13 protein-coding genes and 5 tRNA genes are annotated in these 15,384 nt (G+C 58.7%); 3 read left to right on the top strand and 15 right to left on the bottom strand.

Annotated elements, in window-relative coordinates; genetic code table 11:
• Positions 1-14 precede the first annotated feature (14 nt).
• The 13 genes from B2J69_RS17855 to tam all read right to left on the bottom strand — a co-directional run bounded on the left by B2J69_RS17855 (position 15) and on the right by tam (position 8,853).
• Positions 15-443, bottom strand: a complete 429-nt coding sequence (locus B2J69_RS17855; RefSeq protein WP_081140971.1) for a YqaA family protein — start codon at positions 441-443, stop codon at positions 15-17.
• Positions 440-1,006 (bottom strand): fructose-1-phosphate/6-phosphogluconate phosphatase, encoded by a 567-nt coding sequence (gene yqaB / locus B2J69_RS17850; RefSeq protein ID WP_081140970.1) that lies wholly within the window; start codon positions 1,004-1,006, stop codon positions 440-442. Before yqaB ends, B2J69_RS17855 begins: the two co-directional genes overlap by 4 nt.
• A gap of 451 nt (positions 1,007-1,457) precedes the next feature.
• Positions 1,458-1,534 (bottom strand) — tRNA-Arg (locus tag B2J69_RS17845).
• A gap of 182 nt (positions 1,535-1,716) precedes the next feature.
• A tRNA-Arg gene (locus B2J69_RS17840) sits at positions 1,717-1,793 on the bottom strand.
• A 55-nt stretch (positions 1,794-1,848) separates the two neighbouring features.
• Positions 1,849-1,925, bottom strand: a tRNA-Arg gene (locus tag B2J69_RS17835).
• Between the two features lie 96 nt (positions 1,926-2,021).
• Positions 2,022-2,098, bottom strand: a tRNA-Arg gene (locus tag B2J69_RS17830).
• A gap of 9 nt (positions 2,099-2,107) precedes the next feature.
• Positions 2,108-2,200: transfer RNA gene (locus B2J69_RS17825), tRNA-Ser, on the bottom strand.
• Positions 2,201-2,486: 286 nt separating this feature from the next.
• Positions 2,487-2,672 (bottom strand): carbon storage regulator CsrA, encoded by a 186-nt coding sequence (gene csrA / locus B2J69_RS17815; RefSeq protein ID WP_004155916.1) that lies wholly within the window; start codon positions 2,670-2,672, stop codon positions 2,487-2,489.
• Positions 2,673-2,921: 249 nt separating this feature from the next.
• On the bottom strand, positions 2,922-5,549 hold the full coding sequence (gene alaS, locus B2J69_RS17810; RefSeq protein WP_081140968.1) for an alanine--tRNA ligase: 2,628 nt from the start codon (positions 5,547-5,549) through the stop codon (positions 2,922-2,924).
• Positions 5,550-5,685: 136 nt separating this feature from the next.
• Positions 5,686-6,198 (bottom strand): regulatory protein RecX, encoded by a 513-nt coding sequence (locus tag B2J69_RS17805; protein ID WP_081140967.1) that lies wholly within the window; start codon positions 6,196-6,198, stop codon positions 5,686-5,688.
• Positions 6,199-6,309: 111 nt separating this feature from the next.
• Positions 6,310-7,383, bottom strand: coding sequence for a recombinase RecA (recA, locus tag B2J69_RS17800; RefSeq protein WP_081140966.1), 1,074 nt, complete (start codon positions 7,381-7,383; stop codon positions 6,310-6,312).
• A gap of 95 nt (positions 7,384-7,478) precedes the next feature.
• Complete coding sequence (pncC, locus tag B2J69_RS17795) at positions 7,479-7,973, bottom strand: nicotinamide-nucleotide amidase (protein WP_081140965.1); 495 nt, start codon at positions 7,971-7,973, stop codon at positions 7,479-7,481.
• 109 nt (positions 7,974-8,082) lie between these two features.
• Positions 8,083-8,853 (bottom strand): trans-aconitate 2-methyltransferase, encoded by a 771-nt coding sequence (gene tam / locus B2J69_RS17790; protein ID WP_081140964.1) that lies wholly within the window; start codon positions 8,851-8,853, stop codon positions 8,083-8,085.
• A 143-nt stretch (positions 8,854-8,996) separates the two neighbouring features.
• Here tam and B2J69_RS17785 point away from each other — a divergent pair, with 143 nt between their 5' ends.
• Positions 8,997-9,884 (top strand): dihydrodipicolinate synthase family protein, encoded by an 888-nt coding sequence (locus B2J69_RS17785; protein WP_081140963.1) that lies wholly within the window; start codon positions 8,997-8,999, stop codon positions 9,882-9,884.
• 15 nt (positions 9,885-9,899) lie between these two features.
• Here the strand turns inward: B2J69_RS17785 and B2J69_RS17780 are convergent, their stop codons facing one another.
• Together B2J69_RS17780 and mltB are read right to left on the bottom strand one after the other, a co-directional pair.
• Complete coding sequence (locus B2J69_RS17780) at positions 9,900-10,238, bottom strand: zinc ribbon domain-containing protein YjdM (protein ID WP_081140962.1); 339 nt, start codon at positions 10,236-10,238, stop codon at positions 9,900-9,902.
• A gap of 77 nt (positions 10,239-10,315) precedes the next feature.
• Positions 10,316-11,398 carry a lytic murein transglycosylase B gene (gene mltB, locus B2J69_RS17775; protein ID WP_081140961.1) on the bottom strand — a complete coding sequence of 361 codons (1,083 nt, stop codon included), beginning with the start codon at positions 11,396-11,398 and terminating at the stop codon, positions 10,316-10,318.
• A 288-nt stretch (positions 11,399-11,686) separates the two neighbouring features.
• On the opposite strand from mltB, the gene B2J69_RS17770 reads away from it, so the two are divergent.
• Both B2J69_RS17770 and mutS read left to right on the top strand, forming a co-directional pair.
• Complete coding sequence (locus tag B2J69_RS17770) at positions 11,687-12,460, top strand: prepilin peptidase (RefSeq protein ID WP_081140960.1); 774 nt, start codon at positions 11,687-11,689, stop codon at positions 12,458-12,460.
• A gap of 350 nt (positions 12,461-12,810) precedes the next feature.
• The gene (gene mutS, locus B2J69_RS17760) at positions 12,811-15,372 is read left to right on the top strand and encodes a DNA mismatch repair protein MutS (protein WP_081140958.1); all 2,562 of its coding nucleotides are present in this window, start codon (positions 12,811-12,813) and stop codon (positions 15,370-15,372) included.
• Positions 15,373-15,384 lie beyond the last annotated feature (12 nt).

The raw sequence follows: 15,384 nt of genomic DNA, 5'->3' as shown, positions 1-15,384 counted from the left end.
CAAATCTGTGCGAATCAATGCCACCATTGCATGCCCTGTAAGGTGGCGGTCGCAATAACGATATAACGTAGTGTTTTCCCGACGGCGAGAAACAGCAGGACCGGAGGCCAGGCAAAGCGCAACCAGCCTGCCAGCACGCAGAGCAGGTCGCCGATAATCGGCAGCCAGCTCAGCAACAGCGCTGCAGGTCCCAGTCGGTGCAACCACGTTATTGCTGTGTCATGCCATCGCCCCTGCTGTTTCAACGGCAGTAAGCGACCAAGAAAAATATTGGTTATGCCGCCCAGCGTATTCCCCACTGATGCAGCGACAATCAACCCATAAACGGACGCCTTTTTGGCGACCAGTAATGCAATCAGCAGCGCCTCAGAACTTCCCGGCAACAGCGTTGCGCTGAGAAAGCTGCTGCCGAACAAGGAAGCCAGCGCCAGCGCGTCACTCACAGCAGGCGGACATCGACCACGTCCATACCGGCCGCTTTCGCCGCCTGCACGCCGAAATCGGCGTCTTCGAACACCACGCAGCGCGCGGGATCGACACCCATCAGCGCGGCGCAGCGTAAAAAGGTGTCAGGCTCAGGCTTATGCCGCTCTACGTCGTCAGCGCCCACGACGGCGGTAAAGAGGTCGCGCACGCCCAGCTGGGTCAGCAGCGCATCCGCCATACTGTGTTCGCTGCCGGTGCCGACCGCCATCGGACGTCGGCCGTGGTACGCTTTCGCGACCTCAAGCAGCGGAAGCGGCTGGACGTTTTCCAGCAGCATGGCTTTGACCGCCGCGGTTTTCTCAGCGGCCAGCCGATGCGGATCGTGAGAAGAGTGATTAGATTCAATAATAAACTGCGCGAGTCGCCAGCTGGGCGCGCCATTGAATCCGACCATTTGCGATTCGTCTAACGTCAGTCCATATCGTCCCAGTACCTGATGCCACGCTTTTCGATGTGTCGGCTCGGTATCCAGAATCGTGCCGTCCATATCGAAAATCAGTGCGTCATATTGATCGTACATCGTCACTCCGGACCTCCAGCAAATGAGCCATTACTTTAGCGTAATGTGCACAGGTTGTCGCCAGGTGGCATGAACAGCAAATGCTTTGAAAGCATTAGCAATTTTTCTTTTCAGAAAAAGGTGATAGCGCGGTGCCGGGCGTAATTGCCGGAAATTTCAGGGGGTTTGGGTTTTATGACGGGTGCGATTGGTAAGCGTAAAAGGAGATTAAAGCGGGTTAAAACAGAGTGTGTTGTGACGCAAGTGTGGTCGAGAGAGTCGCTGAGAGCCTGAGGTAGCAGGAAGATTAATTCTGAAGGATAACGCGAAGAGAAGATGGTGCATCCGGGAGGATGACTCGGCTATCGCCTCGCCCTGCGGGCCGTTGCAAATGCAACGTTCTCCTCCCTCGTACTGCCTGGCGGTACAGCTTACCGTGTCAGTGCGGGGCACGCTTTCCTGTCTTGAGAGATGGTGCATCCGGGAGGATTCGAACCTCCGACCGCTCGGTTCGTAGCCGAGTACTCTATCCAGCTGAGCTACGGATGCATCGGGAAATCGTGTTGCAAGGGTAAAGCAATTAAGTGAAAAGAGAGGGTGCATCCGGGAGGATAACTCGGCTTTCGCCTCGCCCTGCGGGCCGTTGCTCACGCAACGTTTTCCTCCCTCGTACTGTCTGGCGATACGTCATGCCATATCAGTTCGGGGCACGCTTTCCATATCCAGAGATATGGTGCATCCGGGAGGATTCGAACCTCCGACCGCTCGGTTCGTAGCCGAGTACTCTATCCAGCTGAGCTACGGATGCATCGGGAAATCGTTTTACAGGGATTAAATCAGACAACCAGGAAGTGACAGGAATATGGTGCATCCGGGAGGATTCGAACCTCCGACCGCTCGGTTCGTAGCCGAGTACTCTATCCAGCTGAGCTACGGATGCAATGATAATTCTTGTACAACGCAGGGTGCTAACAACTCACCAGGAAAGGGACGACTCTTTCACTAACTTTTACTTTTTTTCCGCATCTTCTAAAGATGGTGCATCCGGGAGGATTCGAACCTCCGACCGCTCGGTTCGTAGCCGAGTACTCTATCCAGCTGAGCTACGGATGCATCGGAAAATGGCGGTGAGGCGGGGATTCGAACCCCGGATGCAGCTTTTGACCGCATACTCCCTTAGCAGGGGAGCGCCTTCAGCCTCTCGGCCACCTCACCTTACGCGTTCTTCCGAACTGTACCGCTGAACTTTGTTTCCGCTCATCGGCACTGCGTGGCGCACATATTACTTTCCCGCACTTATAAGTCAAACAATTTTTCCCGGCTTCCGATCGTTTGCACAAATGACGCTCAATTGGCGCAATTTGCCGACAAAAAGAGTGAATTATCAACAGTAAAAGCCGTTAAGGGAGAAAAGATGAAACCAGGAGAAGCGCAGGAAGAAAAAAGAAGAGGTGCAGAAAAGCGGTCGCGCCTCGCAAAAGCGTGCGAGGCGCTGAATCCGTTAGTAACTCGTTTGCTGAGTTTTTTCGGCCTGAATGCGCTGATAAATCTCTTCGCGGTGCACTGAGACCTCTTTCGGCGCGTTCACACCGATACGAACCTGGTTACCTTTCACTCCCAGCACCGTTACAGTCACCTCATCGCCAATCATGAGGGTTTCACCAACTCGACGAGTTAGAATAAGCATTCTTTGCTCCTTGAAAGATTAAAAGAGTCGGGCCTGTTCGGGCTCCCGGCATTATCCATCATTTAACGCTGAACATTGACTATGACAAATACACCAATGTACGTCGCTACGCCAATACATTCTGCTGATAGTTAGTTTAGCCGAAATACACTACGTCGACCTGACTTTGTCATGACTTGATGCACATCGTATTAAAAAGCGCCGGAACCTTAGTCCCTGGCGCTTTTCACGATGCATTGTTCTATTTCATTACAGGCGGCTGGTGACCCAGCTTTCGACGCCCGCCAGCGCGCCTTTCAGCGCCTGTGCATCGGTGCCGCCTGCCTGCGCCATATCGGGACGCCCGCCGCCTTTGCCGCCAACCTGCTGCGCCAGCTCGCCCACTAACTCGCCCGCTTTGACGCGGTCAGTCAGATCTTTGGTTACGCCAGCAATCAGCGACACTTTCCCTTCCGCCACGGTCGCCAGCACAATCACCGCCGACCCCAGCTGATTTTTCAGATCGTCAACCATGGTGCGCAACATTTTCGGCTCTACGTTGCTCAGTTCGCTGACCAGCAGCTTCGCGCCGTTGATGTCGATGGCGCTGCTGCTCAGTGAAGCGCTCTCCTGCGCGGCCTGCTGATCGCGCAGCTGCTGCAGCTCTTTCTCCAGCGCACGAACGTGATCGACCAGTCCGCGCACTTTGTCATTGAGGTTGCTGCTGTTGGCTTTTACCAGCTGCGCAATATCCTGCAGCTGGCTGCTTTGCGCATAAACCTGCGCCAGCGCGCCCTCGCCGGTGACGGCTTCAATACGACGCACACCTGCGGCCGTTCCTGATTCAGAGAGAATGCGGAACAGGCCGATATCGCCGGTACGCGCGGCGTGCGTGCCGCCGCACAGCTCAATGGAGAAGTCGCCCATGGTCAGCACGCGCACACGCTGATCGTATTTCTCGCCGAACAGCGCCATTGCGCCCTTGCCTTTGGCCGCGTCGATGTCCATCACGTCAGTCTCAACCGGCAGGTTGCGACGGATCTGCGCGTTGACGATCTCTTCTACCTGATGCAGCTCCTGCGGCTTCATCGCTTCGAAGTGCGAGAAGTCGAAACGCAGATATTTATCGTTAACCAGCGAGCCTTTCTGCGCGACATGATCGCCGAGCACCTGGCGCAGCGCCGCATGCAGCAAATGCGTTGCCGAGTGGTTCAGACGAATGCGCGCGCGGCGCGCTTCATCAACTTTTGCCTCGACGCGATCGCCGATACGCAAATGACCCGCCGTCAGCTTACCGATATGGCCGATGGCCTGACCATATTTTTGTGTATCGTGAACGTTAAATTCAGCATTCTTCCCTGTCAGCAGGCCGGTATCGCCCACCTGGCCGCCAGATTCACCATAGAACGGCGTTTCGTCCAGCACCACGACCGCTTCCTGACCCGCTGCCGCTTCTTCTACCGCCGCGCCGTCGACGTAGATCGCCTTCACGGTGGCCGTCAGATCGAGCTGGTCATAGCCCTTAAAGGAGGACGCCGCGTCGATGCTGATAACATTGCTGTAGTCGGCGCCGAAACCGCTCGCTTCGCGCGCGCGCTGACGCTGCTGCTCCATCGCTTTTTCAAAGCCAGCTTCGTCAATTTTCAGGTTGCGCTCGCGGCAGACGTCGGCCGTCAGGTCGACCGGGAAGCCAAAGGTGTCATAGAGACGGAAGACGGTTTCGCCGTCCAGCGTATCGCCCTGCAGCTTCGCCAGCTCGTCGTCCAGCAGCGCCAGACCGCGCTCCAGGGTTTTCGCGAACTGCTCTTCTTCCGTCTTGAGGACCGTTTCCACCTGGCTCTGCTGACGCTTCAGATCGTCGCCCGCGGCGCCCATCACTTCAACCAGCGGGGCGACCAGCTTAAAGAAGAACGCCTCTTTCGCGCCCAGCATATTGCCGTGACGCACCGCGCGACGAATGATACGACGCAGCACGTAGCCGCGGTTTTCATTCGACGGGATTACGCCGTCGGCAATCAGGAAGGCGCAGGAGCGAATATGGTCGGCGATAACGCGCAGCGATTTATTGCTGAGATCGGTCGCGCCGGTTACCTCGGCGACCGCTTTGATTAGCTTGTCGAACAGGTCGATTTCATAGTTGGAGTTGACGTGCTGCAGCACGGCGGAGATACGCTCCAGCCCCATGCCGGTGTCCACCGACGGCTTCGGCAGCGGCAACATGGTGCCGTCCGGCTGACGGTTGAACTGCATAAAGACGATATTCCAGATCTCGATATAGCGATCGCCGTCTTCTTCCGCGCTGCCCGGCGGTCCACCCCAGATATGATCGCCATGATCGTAGAAAATTTCGCTGCAGGGGCCGCAAGGACCGGTATCGCCCATCTGCCAGAAGTTGTCGGAGGCGTAAGCGCTGCCTTTGTTGTCGCCGATACGAATAATACGTTCGCGCGGTACGCCGATATCGTTGGCCCAGATGTCGTAGGCTTCGTCATCGGTCTCATAGACGGTCACCCACAGGCGCTCTTTCGGCAGCGCGAACCAGGTTTCTCCCGTCAGCAGTTCCCAGGCATAAGCAATCGCCTCTTTCTTGAAGTAGTCGCCAAAGCTGAAGTTGCCCAGCATTTCAAAGAAAGTGTGGTGACGCGCGGTATAGCCGACGTTTTCCAGATCGTTGTGCTTACCGCCGGCGCGCACGCAGCGCTGCGAGGTGGTCGCACGCGAATAGTCGCGCTTGTCCTGGCCGAGGAAGACATCCTTGAACTGGACCATGCCGGCGTTGGTGAACAGCAGCGTCGGGTCGTTATTCGGTACGAGGGAGCTGCTGGCTACAACCTGGTGTCCCTTGCTATGGAAAAAGTCGAGAAACGCTTGACGGATCTCAGCAGTGCTCTTGCTCATATATATCCTGGAATCACGCTAACGAAAGTTCCGTCCTGTCAGACAAGCCGCATCCGCGCAGCTTTCTGTTCAGTGGAACAAAAAAGTGGGAATAAGATAAATTTTCTTCACTGGGAAGTAAAACCCCGCGCGGCTTTCAGTCGTCAAAATTTCTGAAAACGGCCTGAATATCCTCCATGAAAAAGCCTTTTGCCTGCAAATAACGCTGAACTTTCGCTTTGGCCTTCCACTCTGTCGGCAACGGCAGGCCAAATTTGCGCTCCGCCAGCTGGGCGGCGCAGGCGCTCCAGTCGATCTCACAGGCTTCCATCGCGATGTCGATATCGGGACGCGCGATGCCTTTCTGCCCCAGCTCCAGCCGAATACGCTGCGGGCCATATCCTTTACGGCTGCGACTCTGAATAAAACGCTCGGTAAAGCGGGCGTCATTGAGCCAGCCGTTCTCATGGCACCAGCCGACGACTTTATCTAACTGCGCTTCGGTAATGATTTCCGGCTCGCTCTGCTGGATAAAGGCTGTGCGCTGCACCGACTGCTGTAGCTTTCTGCGCAGCTCCGCTTCGCTGTGATCGCGCTGCGTCAAAATACGCATGGCGCGGTCGAGCAGGCGCGGAAAGGCGATTTCCTTGGGTTGAGGTTGTTCAGACATAGGCCTTACCTTGTTCAGACAGAAGGGAATTATGGCGGCAGAACGGAGAGGAGGAAAGAAAGGGGAAATTAAAACGAAAAACGGGAGTGGTTGCCCACTCCCGTCAGAAGATTAGAAATCTTCGTTGCTTTCGCTGGCTGCATTTTCCAGCGCGCCAGCTGGCGCTTCTGCGGCGCCCGCTTCGGCGTTGGCGCTGTTCAGCAGCATGTCACGCAGCTTCACGTCCAGTTCGTTGGCGATCGCCGGGTTTTCCTTCAGGAAATTGGTGGCGTTCGCTTTACCCTGACCGATCTTATCGCCGTTGTAGCTGTACCAGGCGCCCGCTTTTTCCACCAGCTTGTACTTGACGCCCAGGTCGACCAGTTCGCCAAAGGTGTTGATGCCTTCGCCGTACATGATCTGGAACTCCGCCTGCTTAAACGGCGCAGCGATTTTGTTTTTCACCACTTTTACGCGGGTCTCGCTGCCGACGACTTCGTCGCCCTCTTTGATTGCGCCGATACGACGAATATCAAGACGGACAGAGGCGTAGAACTTCAGCGCGTTACCACCGGTGGTGGTTTCCGGGTTACCGAACATCACGCCGATTTTCATACGGATCTGGTTGATAAAGATCAGCAGCGTGTTGGACTGCTTCAGGTTACCTGCCAGCTTACGCATCGCCTGGCTCATCATACGCGCCGCGAGGCCCATGTGAGAGTCACCGATTTCGCCTTCGATTTCTGCTTTCGGCGTCAGCGCCGCGACGGAGTCGACGATAATAACGTCCACTGCGCCTGAACGCGCCAGCGCGTCACAGATTTCCAGCGCCTGCTCACCGGTGTCCGGCTGCGAACAAAGCAGGTTGTCGATGTCGACGCCAAGCTTTTTGGCGTAAACCGGATCCAGCGCGTGTTCAGCATCGATAAAGGCGCAGGTTTTGCCTTTGCGCTGCGCCGCGGCGATAACCTGCAGCGTCAGCGTGGTTTTACCGGATGATTCCGGACCATAAATTTCGACGATACGGCCCATCGGCAAACCGCCGGCGCCCAGCGCGATATCCAGTGAAAGCGAACCGGTAGAAATGGTTTCCACGTCCATTGAGCGGTCTTCACCCAGACGCATGATGGAGCCTTTACCGAATTGCTTTTCAATCTGGCCCAGCGCAGCAGCTAAAGCCTTCTGTTTGTTCTCGTCAATTGCCATTTCTACTCCTGACTCATACGGGGGTAAGCACGCTACAAATGCCTGCTCGCTTTCTGTTGCTGCTAATTATACTGTATAGTCATACAGTATCAAGCTTAATTTGCCAAAAAATCGCGCTGTAACGTCTGCAGTGCGAAGGCCACGGACTGGCGGCGAACCGCTTCGCGATCCCCTTGAAATTGTTGGTGTTTCGCAATGACCACGCCCTCTGGCGCCGCGAAGCCAAACCACACGGTGCCGACTGGTTTTTCCGCGCTGCCGCCGTCCGGTCCGGCGATGCCGCTGACCGACACCGCATAGTCCGCCTGAGCGGCCTGCTGAGCGCCCTGCGCCATCTCACGCACTACAGCCTCGCTCACCGCGCCATACTGCGCAAGCGAAGCCGCTGAGACCCCCACCAGCTCCTGCTTGGCGCTATTGCTGTAGGTCACAAAGCCGCGCTCAAACCAGGCGGAGCTGCCGCTAATATCGGTAAATACCTTGGCGATCCAGCCGCCCGTACAGGATTCGGCGCAGCTCACCGTGGCACCTTTCTCCTTCAGACGTTCGCCGATGGCCGCGCTTAAACGCTGTAGTTCCTGATCGTTCATGGCATCATTTCCTTTCTGCTCAGAGATAAGAACATGGTGCAGAGACGAGACATTTTCAACCCACTCTCTGCATCAGCCTGCCCTCTTTGCGCGCCCTCTCGCAGGATCGTCAGCGCTTTTTTACTGCAACGATAAAAAGACGCGGGAACGCCAGCAAAACGCGACCGTCGGCGCGCAGCGGATAGGCCTGCTGCAGTGCCTGAAGATACTGTTCAAGAAAGCGCGGCTGCTCGTCGGGCTCAAGCGCGTTGAGAAACGGCCGCAGCCCGGTCGCTTTTAGCCAGTCGACAATCGCCTGCGCGTCAGCCATAACGTGATAATAGGTGGTGCGCCAGATATCCACCTCGCAGCCCGCCTGCGACAGCAGGTCGTAATAGTGCTCGCCGCTCAGCAGCTTGTTACGCTCGACGTCGCTAGTGCGCTGCCGCCAGGGATCGCACGCCGCAATGTCGCGCATCAGGCGATGCGAAGGCTCCTGCAGGTTGTCCGGCATCTGTATCGCCAGCGCGCCGCCGCTGTCGAGCTGGCTCGCCAGATGCGGCAGCAGTGTGTCATGCCTATCCAGCCACTGCAGCGAAGCGTTGGCGTAAATCACCTGCTGCGGCTCGGCGGCGCGCCAGCGGCGAATATCCTCGTGAAGGAAAGCGCAGCGCGGCAGCCGTTCCCGCGCCTGCGCCAGCATCGCCTCAGAGCTGTCCAGCCCGACGATGTGCGCGGCGGGCCAGGCGTGCGCCAGCAGTTCAGTGCTGTTGCCGGGACCGCAGCCGAGATCCGTGGCGAAACGCACGTCCGTAACGGGTATGCGCGTCAGCAGCTCGTGCGCGGGCCGGGTTCTTTCCGCTTCAAACTGCCGATAGAGCTGGGGATTCCAGTCCTGCATCGTTAACCTCTCGCGTAAGTCAGAAAGCCTGCCTGGAAGGGAAAAATGCGATGCGCTGCTCAATTCCGCACGCTCTGGTGGCATGCGGTCGCGCTGCGCATTAGGTTAAAACGGTGTTTCATTTTCCAGGATCAGGAGCGTTTATGATTTCGCAACCCGCATTTTCCGGCGTGTGGTGCCCGTCCGTTACGCCTTTTACGCAACAAGGGCAGCCAGACATCGACGCGCTGGGTCGCCACTTCGCCCGATTAAACGCGTCAGGCATTGATACCTTACTGCTGATGGGCAGCATTGGCGAATTTGCCTCGCTGACGCAGCAGGAGCGACTGCTGCTTATTCGCGAGTCGCGCCAGCTTTCGCCGCTGAGTATGGTCGCCAATATATCCAGCACCTGCGTGCCGGACATGCTGGCGCTGGCCGAGGCAGCCTGGCACAGCGGCTTTGACGCGGTGATGGTGCTGCCGCCCTATTACTACGGCCAGACGCCGCGCCAGCTGCTCAGCTACTTTCGCGAGCTGGATAAGCAGATCGGCGGCAAGTGGTTCGCCTACAACTTCCCGGCGCGCACCGGCTGCGATTTAACCCCAGCGCTGGTCAGCGAGCTGGCGGCCGAACTCCCTGGTTTTATCGGCATTAAAGATACGGTGGATTGTTTGTCGCACAATCGCGCGCTGATCGAAGAGACCAAAAAGGTACGCGATGATTTTGCCGTGCTTTCCGGCTATGACGAATATCTGGTGCCAAACCTGCTGGCGGGCGGCGCGGGCGTGATTTCAGGGCTGAACAATATTGTACCAGAGCTGTTCGCGGCGGCGATGCAGGCGTGGCGCGAGCAGGATCTGGCGGCGCTGGCGCGCATTCAGCAGCGCATCGGCAGGATGATGGCGATTTACGCCATCGGGGAGGATTTCGTCACCACCATTAAAACCGCGGTGTCGCGTCGTTTCGACTCGATGAGCAGCCGGTCGCGTAACGTTGGCGGCGCGCTCAATGCTGAACAGTGCCAGGCGCTTGACCAGCTGTTTGAGTAGCAAGCCGCCTGCGGGTTATCCGCGCTTAACGAACTCCGACTTCAGCTTCATTGGGCCGAAGCCGTCAATTTTGCAGTCGATATTGTGATCCCCTTCCACCAGGCGGATCCCTTTCACGCGCGTGCCGATCTTAAGGGAGGAGGAACTGCCCTTCACCTTGAGATCCTTAATCACGGTCACCGTATCGCCATCTTCCAGCAGATTGCCGTTGGCGTCGCGCACCACCAGCCGATCCGTCGCGTTTTCGCTCTCGCTCAGCGACCAGATATGACCGCAGGCGGGACAGTTAAGATTGTCGCCATCCTGCCAGCTGTAATCAGCCTGACAAAGGGGACATGCGGGAAGTGATTGCATAAAAGCTCCTGAAACAACAGATATGATGACGCCAGAGGGGCGCCATCATATACCCGCACTATTGATAAGGGCAACCGTCAGAACATCGCGCCGCTGCGCGCCTTGCTCACCGCCTCGCCCAGTTGCCACACCGCCATCGCATAGTGCGTGCTGTGGTTGTAGCGGGTGATGACGTAGAAGTTAGGCAGCCCGTACCAGTATTGATAGCTGGTGCCCATATCCAGACGCAGCAGGCTGACCTGATTATTGCCGTCCAGCGAGCCCTGCGGCGAGAGGCCGGAGGCGGCCAGCATCTGCGGCGTATAGCTGGTTTTGAAACCGTTTTCCAGCAGCGGCGCCTGGCCGCTGGCGGGAACGGCAACGCCCTCTCCACTACGCCAGCCGTGCTCTTTGAAGTAGTGCGCAACGCTGCCGATGGCGTCCACCGGATCCCACAGATTGACATGGCCGTCGCCGTTGAAATCGACCGCATACTGCTGATAAGAGGAAGGCATAAACTGGCCGTAGCCCATCGCGCCGGCAAAGGATCCCTTCAGATCCAGCGGATCGTCCTGTTCATTGCGTGCCATCAGCAGGAAGGTTTCCAGCTCGCTGCTGAAGTAGCTGGCGCGACGCGGATAGTTAAACGACAGCGTGGCAAGCGCATCAAGGATGCGCGTTTTCCCCATGACGCGGCCCCAGCGCGTCTCTACGCCGATAATGCCGACGATGATTTCCGGCGGCACGCCGTAGACCTGCTGCGCGCGCGCTAACGCATCCTGATACTGGTTCCAGAAGGCGACGCCGTTTTGCACGTTGTCCGGCGTAATGAACTGCTTGCGATAGCGGAGCCAGGCGCCGTTAGGCCCGGCAGGCGGCGTGTAGGCGGGCGCCTGACGATCCATCAGGCGCAGCACGTAGTCCAGCCGTTTCGCCTGACCGATAACGGCATGCAGCTGCTGGCGGTCGAAGCCATGCTTCTCCACCATCTGGTCGATAAACTGCTCGGCGGCCGGGTTGCCGGCAAAATCGCCGAGCACGGGCTGCACGGCATGGGACTGTTCAAGCAGAAAGCCCCCTTTCGGCGCGGCCAGGGTAGCGGCCTGCGGCGCGGATTCAGGTTTACTGCTGCAGGCGGCAAGTAGGGCGATAAGCGGAAGTAAGGTGATCTTAAAACGCATTTGATATCCATAAGCATGCAGTGAAGGTAACGATTTATGGTAAACACTCACTCCCGGAATGGACAGGGCGAAACGCAAAAATAGCGCCGCGAAATAGCTGAGAGGCTGTCCGGTAAATGTTTGTAAAAAGCCGTGCGTTTTGACAGGCAAGCTGCGGTGTCTTGCACAACATTGCACGAAAACAGAAAGTGCATCTGGATCACGGGAACAGCAGCGATAAAGTTCCTTCAGACCGTGCCGTTTACGCAGGCCGAGCTGGCCCGGCACATAATAAGAGGGAGCGAACCGATGCGCGATAATCTGCTTTGCTGGCTGCTGCTGAGCGTGCTGGCGCTCTGCGTCGGCAGCTTTATCAATGTCGTTGTCTACCGCCTGCCGCGCATGCTGCTGCGGCCGCAGCCGGGTTTCTCGCTGCTGCGGCTTCGCTCTCATTGCCCGCGCTGTAAAACGCCCGTGCGTGCCGCCGACGCGATTCCCCTGCTTAGCTGGCTGAGGCTGTGCGGCCGCTGCCGCGACTGCCGTCGGCCCGTTTCATGGCGTTATCCCGCCACCGAACTGGCCGCTCTATTGATAAGCCTGCTGCTTGCCCTTTGGCTGCCGTGGCGCGGCGCGCTGCCGGCGGCGCTGGTGATGAGCGGTTTTCTGCTGGCGCTGTCACTGATCGATCTGCGTAGTCAGCTGCTGCCGGATGCGCTGACCCTGCCGCTGCTCTGGCTTGGCCTGCTGTTTCATGCGCTGGATCTTCTGCCGCAGAGCCGCCCGGCAGAGGCGATTCTCGGCGCGGCCAGCGGTTATCTGCTGTTCCGTCTGCTGGCCTGGACCTGGCGTTGCTGTCGCCATCGCAACGGGCTGGGCGGCGGCGACGCCAAACTGCTGGCGGCGCTCGGCGGCTGGCTGGGCTGGCAGCGGCTCCCGCTGCTGCTGCTGATCGCTGCCAGCGCCGGTTTGCTCGCCGCGCTGCTGGCGCGCCTGTTATGCAAGCGCGCGCTGCATCTGCCCTTGCCTTTCGGACCCTGCCTCGCGCTGGCGGGCGAAGCGCTGCTGCTCTGCGACCTGAAGTAACGCCCCGACCAGCCGCGTTTTGCGTTGCGCCTCGCACTGCCTGGCGTTCAGACCGGATTCCGTTAGGCTTTTATGCCGTGGCCTGCTAACGTCACGCCCGATATCACACGTTTTCGCCCGTCGCCGATGGCGGACGTGATCGGATTCGGACGGCTCAGCCAGGCGGCAGCCTTGATGTTCAGGAGGCAACTTTTCATAATGGCCGCCAGACGCTGTTTATCTCACAGCCTGAGCCGCCTTATCCCAGGCATGCTCGCTTTCAGCATGAGTTTGCCTGTTTTAAACCGCCAGAACGCGCAGTCCGATGCAAGGCTTGCCCCATAACCGAATGATTTAAGAGCTAACTATTTATGAACAAATCAGTCGATAAGGACATCACCGCTCATACGCCCATGATGCAGCAATATCTGCGCCTGAAGGCGGAACACCCTGACATCCTGCTGTTTTACCGCATGGGCGATTTTTACGAGCTGTTCTATGACGACGCGAAACGCGCCTCGCAGCTGCTGGAAATCTCTCTCACCAAACGCGGCGCGTCGGCGGGAGAACCAATTCCGATGGCGGGCGTCCCCTATCATGCGGTTGAGAGCTATCTGGCGAAACTGGTGCAGTTGGGCGAGTCGGTGGCAATCTGCGAACAGATCGGCGATCCGGCGCTGAGCAAAGGGCCGGTGGAACGCAAAGTGGTGCGCATCGTCACGCCGGGCACCATCAGCGACGAAGCGCTGCTGCAGGAGCGTCACGATAACCTGCTGGCCGCTATCGTGCAGAGCCCGCAGGGGTTCGGCTACGCCACGCTCGATATCAGCTCCGGCCGTTTTCGCCTGAGCGAGCCGGCGGACGCCGAAACCATGGCCGCCGAACTGCAGCGCACTAACCCGGCTGAACTACTCTATCCGGAAGATTTGCAGGCGATGTCGCTGATTGAACAGCGTCGCGGCCTGCGCCGTCGTCCGCTGTGGGAGTTTGAGATCGAAACCGCGCGCCAGCAGCTGAACCTGCAGTTCGGCACGCGCGATCTCAACGGATTCGGCGTTGAGCAGGCGCATCAGGCGCTGCGCGCGGCGGGCTGTCTGCTGCAGTATGTCAAAGACACCCAGCGCACCAGCCTGCCGCATATCCGCTCGCTCAGCATGGATCGTCAGCAGGACAGCATCATTATGGATGCCGCCACCCGTCGTAATCTGGAGATCACCCAGAACCTCGCCGGCGGCACGGAGAACACGCTGGCGGCGGTGCTGGATCGCACCGTGACGCCGATGGGCAGCCGCATGCTGAAGCGCTGGCTGCATATGCCGCTGCGCGACGCGCAGGTGATTAACCAGCGCCAGGAGGCCATCGCCGAACTTCAGCCGCTCAGCGATACGCTGCAGCCGGTGCTGCGTCAGGTGGGCGATCTGGAGCGTATTCTGGCGCGTCTGGCACTGCGCACGGCACGTCCGCGCGATCTGGCTCGGATGCGCCACGCTTTTCAGCAGCTGCCGGAGCTGAACGCCTTGCTGGCCGACGTCAGGTCCACGGCACTGATCGCGCTGCGCGAGCGCATGGGCGAGTTCACCGAACTGCGCGAACTGCTCGAGGCGGCGATTATCGAGACGCCGCCGGTGCTGATCCGTGACGGCGGCGTTATCGCGCCGGGCTTTAACGCGGAGCTTGACGAGTGGCGCGCGCTGGCGGACGGCGCCAGCGACTATCTCGACCGGCTGGAGATCCGCGAACGCGAAAAGCTCGGCCTCGATACGCTCCGGGTTGGCTTTAACGCCGTGCACGGTTACTACATTCAGGTCAGCCGCGGTCAGAGCGACCATGTGCCGATTCACTACGTGCGCCGCCAGACGCTGAAAAACGCCGAGCGCTACATTATTCCCGAACTCAAAGAGTACGAGGATAAGGTGCTGACCTCGAAAGGCAAGGCGCTGGCGCTGGAGAAAGGGCTTTATGAGGCGCTGTTCGATCAGCTGCTGCCACACCTGGAGGCGCTGCAGCTTAGCGCCGCCGCGCTCGCCGAGCTGGACGTGTTGAGCAACCTGGCGGAACGCGCCTGGACGTTGAACTACTGCCGCCCGACGCTGCAGGAGAAACCCGGCATCAAAATCACCGGCGGCCGTCACCCGGTGGTGGAGCAGGTGCTGAAAGAGCCGTTTATCGCCAACCCGCTGTCGCTGGCGCCGCAGCGCCGCATGCTGATCATCACCGGTCCCAATATGGGCGGTAAGAGCACCTATATGCGTCAGGCGGCGCTGATTGCGCTGATGACCTGGATCGGCAGCTTTGTGCCGGCGGAAGAGACGATAACCGGCCCGCTGGATCGCATTTTTACCCGTATCGGCGCGGCGGACGATCTGGCGTCAGGCCGCTCGACCTTTATGGTAGAGATGACGGAAACCGCCAATATTCTGCACAACGCCACCGAGCATAGCCTGGTGCTGATGGATGAAATTGGACGCGGCACCTCAACCTATGACGGCCTGTCGCTGGCGTGGGCCTGCGCAGAGAGCCTGGCCAACCGTATCAAGGCGATGACGCTGTTCGCCACCCACTACTTTGAGCTGACGACGCTGCCGGAAAAAATGGAAGGCGTCTTTAACGTCCATCTCGACGCCGTGGAGCATGGTGACACCATCGCCTTTATGCACAGCGTGCAGGAAGGCGCCGCCAGCAAAAGCTATGGCCTGGCGGTCGCGGCGCTGGCGGGCGTGCCGAAAGAGGTGATCAAGCGCGCGCGCAACAAGCTTAAAGAGCTGGAGACGCTGTCGAATAGCTCCGCCACCTCGACCATTGACGGCTCGCAGCTGCCGCTGCTGGTGGAGGAAACCTCGCCAGCCGTGGAGGCGCTTGAAGCGCTGGATCCCGACACCCTGACGCCGCGTCAGGCGCTAGAGTGGATCTACCGGCTGAAGTCGCTGGTGTAACGCACCCTGGCG

Source organism: Pantoea latae (assembly GCF_002077695.1).
In the GTDB taxonomy this organism is placed as follows: Bacteria; Pseudomonadota; Gammaproteobacteria; order Enterobacterales; family Enterobacteriaceae; genus Pantoea; species Pantoea latae.
This window is presented reverse-complemented; position numbering and strand designations above follow the sequence as displayed.

Coding starts and splice junctions, on each gene's coding strand:
- pncC (WP_081140965.1), bottom strand. CDS start 7,973: ATGAACGATCAGGAACTACAGCGTTTAAGCGCGGCCATCGGCGAACGT.
- mltB (WP_081140961.1), bottom strand. CDS start 11,398: ATGCGTTTTAAGATCACCTTACTTCCGCTTATCGCCCTACTTGCCGCC.
- B2J69_RS17780 (WP_081140962.1), bottom strand. CDS start 10,238: ATGCAATCACTTCCCGCATGTCCCCTTTGTCAGGCTGATTACAGCTGG.
- B2J69_RS17805 (WP_081140967.1), bottom strand. CDS start 6,198: ATGTCTGAACAACCTCAACCCAAGGAAATCGCCTTTCCGCGCCTGCTC.
- alaS (WP_081140968.1), bottom strand. CDS start 5,549: ATGAGCAAGAGCACTGCTGAGATCCGTCAAGCGTTTCTCGACTTTTTC.
- mutS (WP_081140958.1), top strand. CDS start 12,811: ATGAACAAATCAGTCGATAAGGACATCACCGCTCATACGCCCATGATG.
- recA (WP_081140966.1), bottom strand. CDS start 7,383: ATGGCAATTGACGAGAACAAACAGAAGGCTTTAGCTGCTGCGCTGGGC.
- yqaB (WP_081140970.1), bottom strand. CDS start 1,006: ATGTACGATCAATATGACGCACTGATTTTCGATATGGACGGCACGATT.
- csrA (WP_004155916.1), bottom strand. CDS start 2,672: ATGCTTATTCTAACTCGTCGAGTTGGTGAAACCCTCATGATTGGCGAT.
- B2J69_RS17770 (WP_081140960.1), top strand. CDS start 11,687: ATGCGCGATAATCTGCTTTGCTGGCTGCTGCTGAGCGTGCTGGCGCTC.
- B2J69_RS17785 (WP_081140963.1), top strand. CDS start 8,997: ATGATTTCGCAACCCGCATTTTCCGGCGTGTGGTGCCCGTCCGTTACG.
- tam (WP_081140964.1), bottom strand. CDS start 8,853: ATGCAGGACTGGAATCCCCAGCTCTATCGGCAGTTTGAAGCGGAAAGA.